The following is a 12,934-nucleotide window of genomic DNA, read 5'->3' on the forward strand; positions in this document are numbered from 1 at the left end:
ATTAGTGCGGTTCCGCGATGCCCTGCACCCAGACGATGCCCACGTGGACCGCGATGAGCGCGGTGACCACGAACGGGAGCACGAACACGTGCAGGATGTACATTCTCACGAGCGTCGCCTGTCCGAGGGTGAAGCCGCCGAACAGGAGCTGGGCCGCCCACTCGCCGACGATGGGGGTCGCGAGAGCCAGCTCGACGCCGATCTGCGCCGCCCAGAAGGACAGCTGCTTCCACGGGAGGACGTACCCGGAGAAGCCGAACAGCAGCGTCAGGGCGATGAGCACGACGCCGAGGATCCAGTTGACCTCGCGCGGCTCCTTGTACGCCCCGGTGAAGTAGACCCGGAGCATGTGGAGGAACACCGCGGCCACCATGAACTGCGCCGCCCAGCGGTGGATGGCCCGGAGCATGAAGCCGAACTGGACGTCCGTCATGATCATCACCATCGAGTCGTACGCGGCTGTCGGGTCGCCCTGCGCGGCCGCGCCGGCGGTCGACGGCGCGTAGTAGAAGCCGAGGAGTGCCCCGGACACCGCCGCGAGCAGGTACGCGATGATAGAGAGAGACCCGAGGGAGTACAGCGGGTACCAGTACCAGAACTTGTTGTCGAGGTCGTACTGTTCGGTGTGGCTCTTCGGCATCTGGAGGTTCGCGCGGTAGTACATCGTCTCGAGCAGCTCGAGGTAGTCGACGATGCGGAGCCGCTTGTCAAGCCAGATGAGCGTCGTCAGGAAGGCCGTCTCGATGGCCGTGAGGTCCTGACTCTTGAGCCACGCGTTGTGGTCCATGTCGTCTTGTTTTTTCAGACTCATTGTCGAATCACTTCTTGTAGTACGGGTACACCGCGCGCTTCAGCGTGTCCGCGAGACCGCCGGTGTCGAAGGTCTTGCCGTCCTTGTCCTCCTCGCGGACGTACAGGTCCTCCCACTTGCGGCGGCGTTTCTTCACGATCATGACGTCCGGCAGGAACTCCTTCCGGTAGAGCAGTAGGATGAACGCGAGGTCGATGAAGATGAGCGCCAGCAGCGCGCCGACGAACATGTTCCCGGCCTCCGTCGACGCCCACGCCGACATCAGTCCGTAGGTGAACAGCGCGACGAACACGACCTCGATGACGGTGAGCAGGACGATCGCGATCGCGGCCGCCGTACTCTCGCGGGCCGGCTCGTACCGGTGGATGTCACCGTACGACGAGTTTCCGGAGCTCATCTGGCACCCCCGTGGCCGGTGTGGGCCGACTCACCGTACTTGAGCATGTAGAAGGTGAAGACGAACGTCAGGCCGATACCGAGGATCGCGGAGATCCCGACCCAGTGGGCGTGAAGCGGGACGCCGACGTGCGCGATGTCTTCGGGCCACCCGGTGTTGGCACCGCCGCCGACCTCAACGGTGGCGACGTCCTCGCCGACGGCGATGCCGCCGTGCATGCCGACTGCGGTGTGGGGGACGCAGTGGTAGTGGGTGATACCCGCGTCCTCGCTCGACGTCTCGTACTCGTAGGTGGCTCCCTCCTCGCCGACGGGGCTCCCGCTGTCGAGGCTGGCCGGGCCGCCATCGTCGACCGTCTGGACGTTGTGGTCGCCGCCGGCGCCGGTCCACTCCCAGGTGATCGTCGTCCCCTCGTCGACCCACACCAGCGTCGGGTCGAACGCGAGACCGTTGCTCCCGGCCCCGACGGAGATTGTTACCTCGTCTTGGCCGCGGGCGTCGGTGTACGACCCGCCGTTGCCGCTCGAAGCGCCGCTCGGCCAGTCGGGCTGTACCTCCTGCGCAGCCGCCGTTCCGGTCGCCCCGGCGGAGGCCGCGACGGCGGCGGTCGCGCCGCCGGCCGTCCGCACGAAGTCCCGCCTTTTCATACAGTTTTACTCAGGACGGGGTGCGCTTAAACCCACCGACTGAACCCGCCGACGTGGAGGTGTCTGTAGGGCCTGAGACCGTCGAAATCGGCGGATTACTTGTCCCGGTCGCGGTCGGTCCCAGCGCCCTTCTCGTCGGTCACGACGCCGTCCTCGACGGGGACGAACTCGGGCCGCTCTTTCGCCTCGCGGAGCGCCCGCAGCCGGTCCCGGTACTCCTCCGATCGGAACCGGTCGGAGAGCCGCGCGTTCGCCACCATCGCGAACAGGAAGACGCCGACGAGCAGGAACACGATCCCCATCGCCGGCGCGACGATGGTCCCGAGGTCGGTCACGGCGGTCGCGACGAGGAGCGCCGCGCCGGCGAGCACCTGGACCCCGGCGACGACCTGTATCAGGAGGTTGCCGAACTCGCCCGACCCCTCCGGAACGCTGTCGGGGTGGGGGAGCGACCAGTTGTCCGGCGGCTCGGGGACCTCGTACGAGTCCATCGCCGCCAGCGCGACGACCGGCTCGATGTCCCGGAGCACCGTCCCCTCGCCGCGTACCTCGCCCGTGGGGCGGATGATCGCGTACCCCTCGTCGGAGTAGACGAGGATGCGCTCCTCCCCGTCCTCGCGGACCCGCTCTAACACGCCGAACACGTCCCGGGTCGCGATCCGCGACTTCAGCTCGGCGTCGACCCGGTCGAGGAGCCGGTCGCCGGTGATCCACGTGTCGGGGTCGAAGGCCGCGTCCCACTCCTCGGCGCTCATCTGGGCCATGTCCGACGGGCCGAAGTCGTCGAAGTCGTACTCGGACTCGACCCGCTCGCGGAGCGCCTCGATGTCGTCGTCGCCGGCTTCGGCCTCCGGATCGGCGCCGTCCGGGCCGTCTGCCGCCGGGTCGGCGGACTCCGGGGGCGGCGACTCCGGCTCCGACCGCGTCGAGGTGTCTTCCATTACGTCGTCGGTACGTGCTCCTGACGCTAACTGTTTTCGTCCGCGCTCCGGGGTCGGGAACCCGGGCACCGCGCGTCGGGCGGACCCCTCGACGGACGCGGATCGGGGGGCTTTACGCGCCGGAGGACGTACCGTCGATATGGTCGACGAGTCGGTCATCGCGGCGGTCGCCGGGCTGTCCGTGACGGCGAGCTTCCCGTTCTTGCTGTACGGCGCCTGGATCATGATCGACGCGGAGACGGTGTCGTGGAACGTGTTGATGCGACACCTGCGGTACATCGTCGTCGGACTGGTCCTCACGACGACGCCGATCGTCACGTGGATGGTCCCGCGGGTCCTCGAGCAGGTGAGCGGGCTGGCGATCCTCCACGCATTCTTCGGCGTTCAGGCGTACGCCCTGCTCGCGTTCGCGCTCACCGGGATCGTGCGCATCTTCCAAGCGAAGCGCAACGCCGACGCCTACGAGGACCTCGACGTCGACATCGACGAGATCCACGAGGACATGGGCCACTGGCGGAAGCGGCTCCGGGCCGGCGTCGCGGGCTTCATGCTGTTGTGGCTGTGCGCGTGGGTGACCGGACTCTACCGGCTGGTCACGCTCCACTTCGGCTCCCTGTTCTGAGGGCGACGGCGCCGCGAACGACCGGCGTCGGCACGCGTTCCGCCGACCGACAGGTTCAATCCGGGTTTGTCCCTAACGGTGGTATCGTGGCAGTCACCTTCGATCTCTTCGGGACCCTCGTCGACGTCGAGTACCCGTCCGACCCGGCGGAAGCGGTCGCGCGCGAACTGGAGTCCCGCGGCGTGGCGGTCCCCGACGACTGGCACGTCGCGTACGGCGAGAAACACGTCGAAGCGCCGGCCGGCGCGGAGGTCCCCCTCCCGCCGCACGTCGCCCGCGCGCTCGACTCCCGCGACGTCGACGCGGAGCGGAACGTCGCCAGGCACGCCGTGATCGCGGCGTTCGACCCGGACGTGACCCGACGCGACGGCGCGCTCGACGCGGTCCGCGGCGCGGCCGAGCGCGGGCCGGTCGGGCTACTCTCCAACTGCGCCGTCCCGGAGCTCGTCCCGCGGACGCTGATCCGCGCCGGGCTCCGCGGCGAGTTCGACGCGGTCACGACGAGCGTCGGCTGCGGCTGGCGCAAACCGCACCCCTCCGCGTTCGAGGCCGGGGCGGAGGCGCTCGGGACCACGACGACCGGGCTCGTCCACGTCGGCGACGACGCGGAGACCGACGGGGGGATCGTCGCCGCTGGCGGCCGCTTCGTCGACGTGACGGAGACGCCGCTTTCTGAGGTCGTTAGCGAGCTCGAAGCGGAACCGTAGCCCGGTCCCGCGGAAGCGGTCGGAACGACGGGCGGATCAGTCGAGACCGGCGTCCGTCAGGCGGGCGCGCCACGCCCCGTCGATCCGCCCCTCGACGACCAGCTTCTCGACGTGCGCGGCGACCGTCGCCCGCGCGAGGTCCCGCACGCCGGAGAGGTCCTTCTCGTAGGCGCCGTCGACGACGGCGTCGATGTCCGCGGCACCGCCGTCGATCGCGGCGATCACGTCGCGCTCGCGGTCCAGCCTGTGCTCCATCAGCCGTCGACAGGTCGCCGTCGGGTCGTCGATCGCCGGGCCGTGTCCGGGGAGGAGGCGGTCGTAGCCGGCGTCAAGCACGCGTTCGAGGCTCGCGAAGTACGCGGCGAGGTCCCCCTCGGGCGCGGCGACCGCGACGCTCCCCTCGGCGACGGCGAGGTCGCCGCAACACAGCACCGATCGCTCCGATCCCGCAGCCGCGTCGCCGCCCGCAGCGAACGCGAGGTGGTCGGGCGCGTGCCCGGGCGTGTCGACCGCGCGAACCGCCGTGTCGGCGACCGTCTCGCCCGGCGCGACCGTCTCGTCCGGGTCGATCCCGGCGGCCGCGGCGAACCGGTCCGCGTGGCCCTCGCGGGCGACGACCGTCGCGTCCGTCAGTGCGGCGTAGTCGGCGACCGCGCCGACGTGGTCGGGGTGGGCGTGGGTGACCGCGATCGCCTCGACGGACGGGGCGTCCGCGTCGGCCGAGCCGCGCTCCGCGAGCGCTGCGTCGAGCGCGTCGGTCCGAGCCGCCGGATCGACGAGGAGGCCGTCGAGCAGGTACGCGTTCGTCGTGCCGCCCGGGGCGCGTGTGTCGACCGGCACCTCGACGCGGGTGACCGCGGGGTCGTCGAGGCGGTCGGCGTCGGCCGGATCGTCGCCGGACATCGCTCAGTCCCCGCGACCGAGCGACGACCGCGCTGCCGGGCCGGGGCCGGACCCGGGACGCTCGCGGCCGGGGATCGGCACGTCGGTGTCGCCGGCGACCGCGTACGCCCCGAGGTCGGCGACCCCGGCGTCGACCGCGGCGACTGAGTCGTAGGGGCGGCCGACGACGATATCGCCGGCCCGGCTCCGGTTGATCCCCGGAATCGCCGTGAGCTCGTCCATCGACGCCCTGTTGACGTCGAGCGGGTACGGGACGCCCGTGACGGAGCGGTAGCCGTGTTCCGTGATCGCCACGTCGATGCTGGTGCCGAGCTCGCGCTCGCCCGGGACCGCGACGAGGAGCGCGTAGGTACCGAGCTGGCGGCCGAACGTCTTGCCGTCCTGGTGGTACTCCAGGTACACGTCCGGGAGGACGGTCCCCGGCGGCACCACGCGGTCGAGCATCGGGTTGTCGATGGTCTCGCGCACCTCGCGTTTGTACGCCTGGAACTGGTCTTTGTGCTCCTGAGCGACCTCGGCCCCGGTCTCGGCCATCTCCGTGCCCGCGAACGCCATCACCTGCCGGATGTTGATCCGGCGGAGCATCAGCCCCTCGTCGTACACCGTCTGGAGGAAGCGCTTGTTGTGCTCGTACGTCTCCGGCCGCTCGCCCGTCAGCCCGTGGACGAGGTTGATACCCGGGAGGAGCTTCGGCAGCCGCGGCGAGGCGTCCGGCCCGGTCGACGGCCCCGTGACGCGGCTCGCGTCGCCGGGCGTCGTCTCGGGACCGTCGCCCGGCCGCCAGCCGCCCTCCTCGTTGACGACGCGGACGGCCTCCAGGCACTCTTCGGCGGTGACGAGGAGGTTGTTCTCCTCCTGGACGACCGGGTCGGCCGACTCGAGCCCGAACGCGGCCGTGTCGCCCGGCGTGTTGTGCTCGGCGATGACGCGGATCGCCTCCCGGGACGTCTCCGGGTAGTCCGTGATTGTCACCGGGTTCATGTTGTCGAGGTGGAGCGTCCGGAGGTCGGGCGCGACCTCGCGGATCCCGCCGTACAACTCTCGGAGGGCGTCGGGGTTCGGCGCCTCGCCGTCGCCGCCGAACGCGAGGATGTCGGCCTGGCGCCCGAGCCGGAAGTGTCTGACACCGCGATTCGAGAGCGCGTCGACCTCGTCGACGACCGACCGCGCCGCGCGGAACGCCGGGTCGCCGTACAGCGGCTCCGTACAGAACGAGCAGCGGTACGCGCATCCGCGGGAGGTCTCCATCTCGCAGATGAGGTAGTCGGGGTGGTTCGGGTGCTGCTCGACGACGAACGCCCCCTGCCGCGCCCACCGGTCGACCTCCTCGTTCGTCCGCATCCGGTTGCCGTACCCCTCTAACCCCTCGCGGACGAGGTCGTGGGCCGCGGCCTCCACGTCGCCCATCGCGACGAAGTCGTAGTCGAGGTCGTCGCGCTGGGTCTCCTGTGCGCCCGCGTTCTCCTCGCCGACGCCGAACCGCACGGGGCCGCCGAGCAGCGTCACGCCGTCCGCGGTCCAGCCGAGCTCGCGCACCTCGTCCGGCTCGGCGGGGGTGCCGCCGACGTACTTTCCGGGGACCGTCATCCCGCCGACGTAGACCATGAGATCGGCGTCTGCCACGTCGGCGTGCTTGCTCCGGTCGTCGCGGAGCTCGTCGATGGTGTGGTAGGTGATCTGCGACTCCGGGACGCCGGCGTCGACGAGCGCGCCCGCCGTGTACCGGGGGTACGTCGAGAGGTACGGCGGGACGCCGAAGTGGGCCGGCTCGTCGACGTACCCGTCGACGACGGTGACGGAGAGGTCGTTCGGGTCGGCCGGGAGCGACCCCCGGGCCGACGCGGGCGAATCGGTCATGTTACCCGGAGTAGGCGGCCGAGGGGGGAAAAGCGTGCGGAACAGCTAGTGGACGCCCCATCACTTATCCGTGAACGCGCTGACACGTCGGCTGTGCCCTTCGAGACGCGCGCGACCGATGAGACGCGATCGGACGGCGACGCGCCCGCCGCCGGCGACGAGCCCTCCCGCTGGCAGCGAGCCGGAAATTACGTCTCGTTCGCCGCGGTCGTTGCGCTCGCCGCGATGGAGTTCCTAGGTACCGACCCCAAGCCGTGGGGGCTTGCCGCCGGCTGGGCCGCGGCGACCGCGGTCGCCCTCGGACCGGTCGCGTGGCTCGTCCGCAACCGTCTCTCGCCGGAGCGCTACGAGACGCTGACGTACGTCGCCTTCGGTGGGGCGATCCTCGGAATCTCGGCCGGGTTGGGCGTCGCGCTTGCGTTCGGAGTCCCGTATCGCCCGTACGGTCCCGGGTTCCTCGCCGGCGTCACGTTTGGCATGGGGGTCGTCGCTGTCGCCGAGCGGACCGTCGTTCCGGAGCGAATGCGAGGTGCGGGCGTCTGATCACCGCGCCGCGGTCCGGGTCCCGCCTCGCCGCCGCCACGCCGTTTAAGCCGTCGCCGATACTACGTCTGCGCATGCCATCGACGATGGAGGTCAAGTGCGTCAGCGACGACTGCGAGCTCGACATGTTCGAGAATCACTACACGTACGACGTGCCCGACGACCACGCGGTCGAGGACCTCTCGTGTCCGTACTGCGGCGGGAGCGACCTCGTCGAAATCGAGGTGTGAGCGGTGAGCGGACTCGTCGAAAGCGGTCGGTCCGCGCTCCGTAGCGCCCTCGAACGCCTCGGTCGCGGGTGGGGCCGCGTCCAGGAGCGCCGCCCGCTCTCGCACGACCTCCTCGAGAGCGACGACGCCTACCTCGTGGTCTTCGACGCCCCCGGCGTCCGCGGCGAGGACGTCGACGTCACCTTCCTCGACCGCACCGTCGAGGTCTCCCTCGAACGCTTCCGCGACTTCTACGACGGCCACGACCTCGTGTTCCCGGGCCGCGGCGTCTCGCTGTCCGGCAGCGTCGACCTCCCCCGCGACGCCGACGTGACGCCAGAGGGCGCGAACGCGACGCTCACGCGCAACGGGACGCTCCACGTCGAGATCCCCAAACGCGGCGGTTCCGGCGACGTCGACGTCGTCGAAGAGGACGACTGACCGCCGCTTGGCCGGCCTCGCCCCGCCGACTCCGCTTTTTTCACTCCTCCTCGGTCCGGCTCGACAGCGACATCCCCTCGACGATCTCGAACGACTCGGTCCCGTCGAACCGCCGAGGGTCGAACGCGCCGGTCCACGGCGAGTCCGGACCGTCGAGCGCGACGCCCGCGAGCGACGCGAGCACGCCCTCGGCGACCACCTCTCCGACGGCCGGCGCGCGCATGAACCCGTGGCCCTGCCAGCCCGCGGCGACGAAGAGCGTCGCGTCCCCTTCCTCTGCGTCGACCGGCCCGACGAGCGGGTCGCCGTCGGGCGTCGCGGTACAAAGCCCGGCCCACGCCCGCGCGTCGTCGAGGTCGTGGCCAATCCGTTCGCCGCGGTCGGGCTGTCCGGCGTCGTCGGGGCGGGCGACGCGAGCGAGGCGCTCGTCGAGGACGCCGGCAGCGTCCTCGCGGAACCAGTCGTCCGCCTCCCGGCGGTAGTCGTCCGGGTCGGCCGGGACCGGCTCGGTGCCGTCGCCCGCGAGCAGACCCTCCGGGTGCGGGCGGAGGTACGCCTCCGCGGTGGCGTCGTAGACCATCGGCCCCGCGTAGTCGCTCCGAGCCACGAGCGCCTGAACGCGGTAGGACACGACGGGGACGGAGACGCCGGCGTCCGCGAGGAGCGACCGCGTGTGCGCCCCGGCGGCGACGACGACCGCGTCGAAGGCGCGCGTTTCGGCCCCCGAACTTTCGTCGGTTCCAGCGTCGCGGACTCGGACTTCCCGTCCCGCGTCGGTCCATGGTCCGAGCGCGACGGCGGTGTCCGTCTCGACCGCGACCCCCTCGCCGGCGGCGCGCTCGGCGAGCGCGCGGACGTAACTCGGCGGGTCGGTCCAGCCGGCCCCCTCGGCGACGGCGGCGACGGCGAGGTCGTCGGTGCGGAGCGACGGGAACCGTTCGCCGAGCGCGGCGGGGTCGACGAGCGTGACGTCGCGGCCGTGGTCGCGCATGCGATCGACCATCGCCGGGACGGCGTCGGCGTCGGGGTCGCCCTCACGCACCGCGATCACGTACGGGCACGGCGAAAACGAGAAGCCGGGCAGCGATCGATCGAACGCGCGGAACCGCTCGATCGAGCGGGCGCCGACCGCGGCGTCGACGTCCTCGGCGTAGGCGTCGTAGAGGAGCCCGGCCGCGCGGCCGGAGCTCGCGGCCGCCAGGCCACCGCGCTCGTAGAGGGTCACGTCAGCGCCGCGCGCCGCGAGGTCGTGCGCGGTCGTGACGCCGACCGCGCCGCCGCCGACGACCGCGACCGTCGGCGCTGCCTCGTCTGCGTTGGTCATGCGTCGGGACACGCGAGCGACGAGGAAAAGCCACCGGGACGACGAGAGGATAGACCGGCTGTAATGGCGCGTACGTGCGAGCGGCCGGAGCGAAGCGGCGGCCGCGAGGAGCACGCGCGAGGGAGCGGTGAGCGCTCGGAGAGCGCGAACCGCGAGGCTGGGGAGGCGTGAGGCTGCGGTCGCGGTGGGTGGGGCTTTGGAGGTGTTCGCCGTCGATCCACCGCCTCTCGGTTGTGAATGAGCAGATCGGGATATGCCCTCACACACAACATATAGCGGGTGACACGCGTGTCCCCGGCCACGTTATAGGGGTCGAAGCCCAAGGATCGCGTATGAATCAGCTCGTGAACGGCGAGTGGCGAACGGACACCTACGAGACGACCGACGAGGAGGGCGCGTTCCAGCGCGGCGAGACCACGTTCCGGAACTGGGTCACCGGCAGCGACGTGCCGGATCACGTCGACGCGGAGCCGGACGAGCGCTTCCAGCCGGAGGCGGGCCGCTATCACCTGTACGTCTCGTACGCGTGCCCGTGGGCGCACCGCACCCTGCTCGCGCGGTCGCTCCTGGGCCTCGAAGACGCAATCGGCGTCTCGGTCGTCGACCCGTGGCGCGGCGAGGGCGGCTGGCAGTTCAGCCCCGAGAAGGCGGGCTGTACGCGCGACCACCTCCACGACAGCGACTACCTGCGCGAGCTGTACGTCGCGGCCGACCCCGACGCCACCTGCCGCGTGACCGTCCCCGTGCTGTACGACACCGAGGAGGAGACCATCGTCAACAACGAGTCGCGGGAGATCCTCCGGATGCTCTCGACCGCGTTCGCGGACCTCGGCAACGGCGTCTCGCTGCTCCCCGACGCGGACGACGAGGCGACCGTCGCCGAGGTCGACGAGGTCATCACCGACATCTACGAGCCGATCAACAACGGCGTCTACCGCGCAGGGTTCGCCACCTCGCAGGGCGCCTACGACGAGGCGATCGACGACCTCTTCGACGCGCTCGACCGCTACGACGAGCACCTCGCCGATCAGCGCTACCTCGTCGGCGACTCCTTGACGGAGGCGGATATCTGTATGTTCACCACCCTGATCCGCTTCGATCAGGTGTACCACACGCACTTCATGTGTAACCGGAAGTTCATCCACCAGTACGAGAACCTCTGGCCGTACCTGCGCGACGTCTACCAGACCGACGGCGTCGCCGAGACGGTGAACATGGCCCACATCAAGGAGCACTACTACACCACGCACCCCGACGTGACCCCCACGGGAATCATCGCGCGCGGCCCGGAGCTCGACTTCGAGGCCGAACACGACCGCGGCCGGCTCACCGGAACGCCGCCGACGCCGACCGCGGACGACTGATCGCGAGCGGGCTCGGGAGCGCGTACCGGGTGATCAAAAAGAGCGGAACGAGAGAAGGGGGAAGACGAGTCGGAAAGCGTCTCAGCCTTCCATCCCGCCGAACGAGAGACCGTCCTCGACGGAGCGCTGGGCCGCGAAGTAGACGATCGCGACCGGCAGCGCGAACAGGTTCGCGAACGCCGCGAAGCGGGTCCACGGCGTCGAGAACCGGCCCTCGGTCGCGATGTTGTACAGCTCCACCGAGAGCGGGTAGTTCTCCGGGCGCAGCAGCGTCTGCGCGATGATGAACTCGTTCCACCCGGCCAGCCAGACGAAGATGAGCACGACGGCGAGCCCCGGCTTCGTCAGCGGGATGATCACCTCCCGGATCGTCTCCAGGAAGCTCGCGCCGTCGACCATCGCCGCCTCCTCGTAGGAGACGGGGATGTTGTCCATGTACGTCTTCAGCAGCCAGGTGTTGAACGGGATCGCTGACGCGGCGTAGAACAACCCGAGGACGAACAGGTTGTTCGTGAGCCCGTAGGAGCTGAACAGCGAGTACAGCGCCACGAGCGTCGCGATCGACAGTCCGGCACCGATCTGCGTGAAGAGGACGTAGCCGTAGAGGATGCGCTTGCGTCCCACAAACTGCCGGCGCGAGAACGCGTACGCCGCCGGGACGATCATGCCGAACCCGGCCGCGAGCGTCACGCTGACGATGTAGAGGCTGTTGAATACCGCGCCCGGACCGGTCTCGGTGCCGGCCCATCGGAAGCTGACCAGACCGCCGCTCCCGCCGAGGACGAGCTGGGGGTACCCCCAGTCGCCGTCGACGAAGAAGAAGTCGGACTCGAAGATCACCCACCGGTACGCGTCGAGGTTGTACGTCGACGGGTCCGGGAAGATGCCGCTCGTGTTGAACAGTCGAGTCCCCTCCGCGAGCGACGCGGTCGTGATCCAGAACAGCGGGAACAGTAACACGAGCACCATCCCGAGCCCGAACAGCGTCATCAGGACGCTCTTCGTTACGTCCCACGAGCTTCGCTTCCCGGTGCGGACGTCGTAGACCGCCCGCCGGATCAGCACTGAGAGTCGCTTCGGCGCGGTCGCGAGCGCGGTCAGCTTCGAGCGGACGAGCGCCGCGACCGAGCCGACCAGCGCGGCGGCGGAGTCGAGGGGGTTCATTCGTCACCCACCCCCTCGGCGAGGCCGCCGTAGCGCACGGCGACGTACATGAACAGCCCGACGAACGAGATCCCGACGATCAGGATCGCCGCCGACAGGCCGAACTGGTTGAACGTGATCGCCTCGCGGTAGCCGTACACGATGATCAGCTCGTTCTGTCTCGACGGCCCGCCCTGGTTGAACACCCACGGGATCAGGAACTGCTGGAACGACGTGGCCGCCGTGAGGATCGACGCGAACAGGACCGGCCCCTTGATCGCCGGCAGCGTCACGGTGCGGAACCGCTGGAGCGCCCCCGCCCCGTCGACCATCGCGGCCTCGTGGAGCGACCGAGGAACGTCCTGGAGCGCGCTCACGATGATGATCACCATGAAGGGGTACGCCAGCCACACCTCCGTGGTGACGTACGCGAAGAACGCCTCCCACCGACCGCTGAGGAAGCCGACCGGTACGTCGAAGAGCAGGCTCTGCGGCGCGGACAGCGACGCCATGAGGTCGTTGTACCGGCCGAGGATCGTATTGAACACGCCGAAGCGCGCGTCGCTGAACATGCCGCGCCAGACGGTGATCGTGAAGATGCCGGGGAACCCTAACGGGACGATCACGGCCGCGCGCATGTAGCGCTTCCCGGCGACGCGCACGTGGTTCAGCAGGAGGGCGATCCCCACCGCGAGGATCACCTTCAGTACGAGCGAGACGGCGACGAACAGCCACGTCGTCGTCATCGACGTCCAGAACTGCGAGTCGCCGATTAGCTGGACGTAGTTCGCCAGCCCGATCAGCTCGGCGCCGCCCCCGATCACCGACCCGGCGAACGTCGCGTCGGTGAGCGAGATGTAGAAGAGGTAGAAGATGGGGTACAGCATGAAACTCGAGAAGAGCAGCACGCCGGGCGCGACGAGGAGCAGCCCCCAGTCGCGACTGGTGAACGGCAGCGCCGACCGGAGGCGCGCCAGTCCGCTCACGCCGGTTCCGGGTTGCGAAGAGGCCATCGCTCCGAGAAG

At 70.0% G+C, this 12,934-nt stretch carries 15 protein-coding genes; 6 read left to right on the forward strand and 9 right to left on the reverse strand.

Going from position 1 to position 12,934, the window contains the following annotated elements; all coding sequences use genetic code 11:
- Position 1: 1 nt before the first annotated feature.
- The 4 genes from ABNG04_RS12995 to ABNG04_RS13010 form a co-directional block, all read right to left on the reverse strand.
- Positions 2-811 carry a cytochrome b gene (locus ABNG04_RS12995; protein ID WP_049931295.1) on the reverse strand — a complete coding sequence of 270 codons (810 nt, stop codon included), beginning with the start codon at positions 809-811 and terminating at the stop codon, positions 2-4.
- Between the two features lie 7 nt (positions 812-818).
- A complete protein-coding gene (locus tag ABNG04_RS13000) occupies positions 819-1,208 on the reverse strand; it encodes a DUF7318 family protein (protein WP_371162833.1) in 390 nt (129 codons plus the stop codon).
- Positions 1,205-1,855, reverse strand: a complete 651-nt coding sequence (locus tag ABNG04_RS13005) for a halocyanin domain-containing protein (RefSeq protein ID WP_371162834.1) — start codon at positions 1,853-1,855, stop codon at positions 1,205-1,207. The genes ABNG04_RS13000 and ABNG04_RS13005 overlap by 4 nt, the downstream gene beginning before the upstream one ends.
- Before the next feature lie 95 nt (positions 1,856-1,950).
- The gene (locus tag ABNG04_RS13010) at positions 1,951-2,796 is read right to left on the reverse strand and encodes a DUF7319 domain-containing protein (protein WP_371162835.1); all 846 of its coding nucleotides are present in this window, start codon (positions 2,794-2,796) and stop codon (positions 1,951-1,953) included.
- Between the two features lie 139 nt (positions 2,797-2,935).
- Between ABNG04_RS13010 and ABNG04_RS13015 the strand changes: the two genes are divergently transcribed.
- Together ABNG04_RS13015 and ABNG04_RS13020 are read left to right on the forward strand one after the other, a co-directional pair.
- Complete coding sequence (locus ABNG04_RS13015) at positions 2,936-3,418, forward strand: DUF7321 family protein (protein WP_371162836.1); 483 nt, start codon at positions 2,936-2,938, stop codon at positions 3,416-3,418.
- Between the two features lie 86 nt (positions 3,419-3,504).
- Positions 3,505-4,125: an HAD family hydrolase gene (locus ABNG04_RS13020; RefSeq protein WP_371162837.1), complete on the forward strand. Its 621-nt coding sequence runs from the start codon at positions 3,505-3,507 to the stop codon at positions 4,123-4,125.
- A gap of 36 nt (positions 4,126-4,161) precedes the next feature.
- Here the strand turns inward: ABNG04_RS13020 and ABNG04_RS13025 are convergent, their stop codons facing one another.
- Both ABNG04_RS13025 and ABNG04_RS13030 read right to left on the reverse strand, forming a co-directional pair.
- A complete protein-coding gene (locus tag ABNG04_RS13025) occupies positions 4,162-5,028 on the reverse strand; it encodes an MBL fold metallo-hydrolase (RefSeq protein ID WP_371162838.1) in 867 nt (288 codons plus the stop codon).
- Between the two features lie 3 nt (positions 5,029-5,031).
- The gene (locus ABNG04_RS13030) at positions 5,032-6,885 is read right to left on the reverse strand and encodes a radical SAM protein (RefSeq protein WP_371162839.1); all 1,854 of its coding nucleotides are present in this window, start codon (positions 6,883-6,885) and stop codon (positions 5,032-5,034) included.
- 93 nt (positions 6,886-6,978) lie between these two features.
- On the opposite strand from ABNG04_RS13030, the gene ABNG04_RS13035 reads away from it, so the two are divergent.
- From ABNG04_RS13035 to ABNG04_RS13045, 3 genes are all read left to right on the forward strand, one after another.
- Complete coding sequence (locus ABNG04_RS13035; protein ID WP_371162840.1) at positions 6,979-7,428, forward strand: hypothetical protein; 450 nt, start codon at positions 6,979-6,981, stop codon at positions 7,426-7,428.
- 74 nt (positions 7,429-7,502) lie between these two features.
- The gene (locus tag ABNG04_RS13040) at positions 7,503-7,658 is read left to right on the forward strand and encodes a DUF7559 family protein (protein WP_017342671.1); all 156 of its coding nucleotides are present in this window, start codon (positions 7,503-7,505) and stop codon (positions 7,656-7,658) included.
- A 3-nt stretch (positions 7,659-7,661) separates the two neighbouring features.
- Positions 7,662-8,078, forward strand: coding sequence for an Hsp20/alpha crystallin family protein (locus tag ABNG04_RS13045; protein ID WP_371162841.1), 417 nt, complete (start codon positions 7,662-7,664; stop codon positions 8,076-8,078).
- 40 nt (positions 8,079-8,118) lie between these two features.
- Here the strand turns inward: ABNG04_RS13045 and ABNG04_RS13050 are convergent, their stop codons facing one another.
- Positions 8,119-9,402 (reverse strand): NAD(P)/FAD-dependent oxidoreductase, encoded by a 1,284-nt coding sequence (locus tag ABNG04_RS13050; protein WP_371162842.1) that lies wholly within the window; start codon positions 9,400-9,402, stop codon positions 8,119-8,121.
- Positions 9,403-9,734: 332 nt separating this feature from the next.
- On the opposite strand from ABNG04_RS13050, the gene ABNG04_RS13055 reads away from it, so the two are divergent.
- Positions 9,735-10,766, forward strand: coding sequence for a glutathione S-transferase family protein (locus tag ABNG04_RS13055; RefSeq protein ID WP_371162843.1), 1,032 nt, complete (start codon positions 9,735-9,737; stop codon positions 10,764-10,766).
- Between the two features lie 81 nt (positions 10,767-10,847).
- Here the strand turns inward: ABNG04_RS13055 and ABNG04_RS13060 are convergent, their stop codons facing one another.
- Positions 10,848-11,930 (reverse strand): sugar ABC transporter permease, encoded by a 1,083-nt coding sequence (locus ABNG04_RS13060; protein ID WP_371162844.1) that lies wholly within the window; start codon positions 11,928-11,930, stop codon positions 10,848-10,850.
- Positions 11,927-12,922, reverse strand: a complete 996-nt coding sequence (locus ABNG04_RS13065) for a carbohydrate ABC transporter permease (RefSeq protein WP_371162845.1) — start codon at positions 12,920-12,922, stop codon at positions 11,927-11,929. The genes ABNG04_RS13060 and ABNG04_RS13065 overlap by 4 nt, the downstream gene beginning before the upstream one ends.
- Positions 12,923-12,934: the final 12 nt, after the last annotated feature.

This window comes from Halorubrum miltondacostae (genome assembly GCF_041379815.1).
Taxonomy (GTDB): Archaea; Halobacteriota; Halobacteria; order Halobacteriales; family Haloferacaceae; genus Halorubrum; species Halorubrum miltondacostae.

What these genes read in the sequence shown, in the direction of transcription:
- ABNG04_RS12995 (WP_049931295.1), bottom strand. Translation starts at nt 811, where the DNA reads ATGAGTCTGAAAAAACAAGACGACATGGACCACAACGCGTGGCTCAAG.
- ABNG04_RS13000 (WP_371162833.1), bottom strand. Translation starts at nt 1,208, where the DNA reads ATGAGCTCCGGAAACTCGTCGTACGGTGACATCCACCGGTACGAGCCG.
- ABNG04_RS13005 (WP_371162834.1), bottom strand. Translation starts at nt 1,855, where the DNA reads ATGAAAAGGCGGGACTTCGTGCGGACGGCCGGCGGCGCGACCGCCGCC.
- ABNG04_RS13010 (WP_371162835.1), bottom strand. Translation starts at nt 2,796, where the DNA reads ATGGAAGACACCTCGACGCGGTCGGAGCCGGAGTCGCCGCCCCCGGAG.
- ABNG04_RS13015 (WP_371162836.1), top strand. Translation starts at nt 2,936, where the DNA reads ATGGTCGACGAGTCGGTCATCGCGGCGGTCGCCGGGCTGTCCGTGACG.
- ABNG04_RS13025 (WP_371162838.1), bottom strand. Translation starts at nt 5,028, where the DNA reads ATGTCCGGCGACGATCCGGCCGACGCCGACCGCCTCGACGACCCCGCG.
- ABNG04_RS13030 (WP_371162839.1), bottom strand. Translation starts at nt 6,885, where the DNA reads ATGACCGATTCGCCCGCGTCGGCCCGGGGGTCGCTCCCGGCCGACCCG.
- ABNG04_RS13040 (WP_017342671.1), top strand. Translation starts at nt 7,503, where the DNA reads ATGCCATCGACGATGGAGGTCAAGTGCGTCAGCGACGACTGCGAGCTC.
- ABNG04_RS13050 (WP_371162842.1), bottom strand. Translation starts at nt 9,402, where the DNA reads ATGACCAACGCAGACGAGGCAGCGCCGACGGTCGCGGTCGTCGGCGGC.
- ABNG04_RS13055 (WP_371162843.1), top strand. Translation starts at nt 9,735, where the DNA reads ATGAATCAGCTCGTGAACGGCGAGTGGCGAACGGACACCTACGAGACG.
- ABNG04_RS13060 (WP_371162844.1), bottom strand. Translation starts at nt 11,930, where the DNA reads ATGAACCCCCTCGACTCCGCCGCCGCGCTGGTCGGCTCGGTCGCGGCG.
- ABNG04_RS13065 (WP_371162845.1), bottom strand. Translation starts at nt 12,922, where the DNA reads ATGGCCTCTTCGCAACCCGGAACCGGCGTGAGCGGACTGGCGCGCCTC.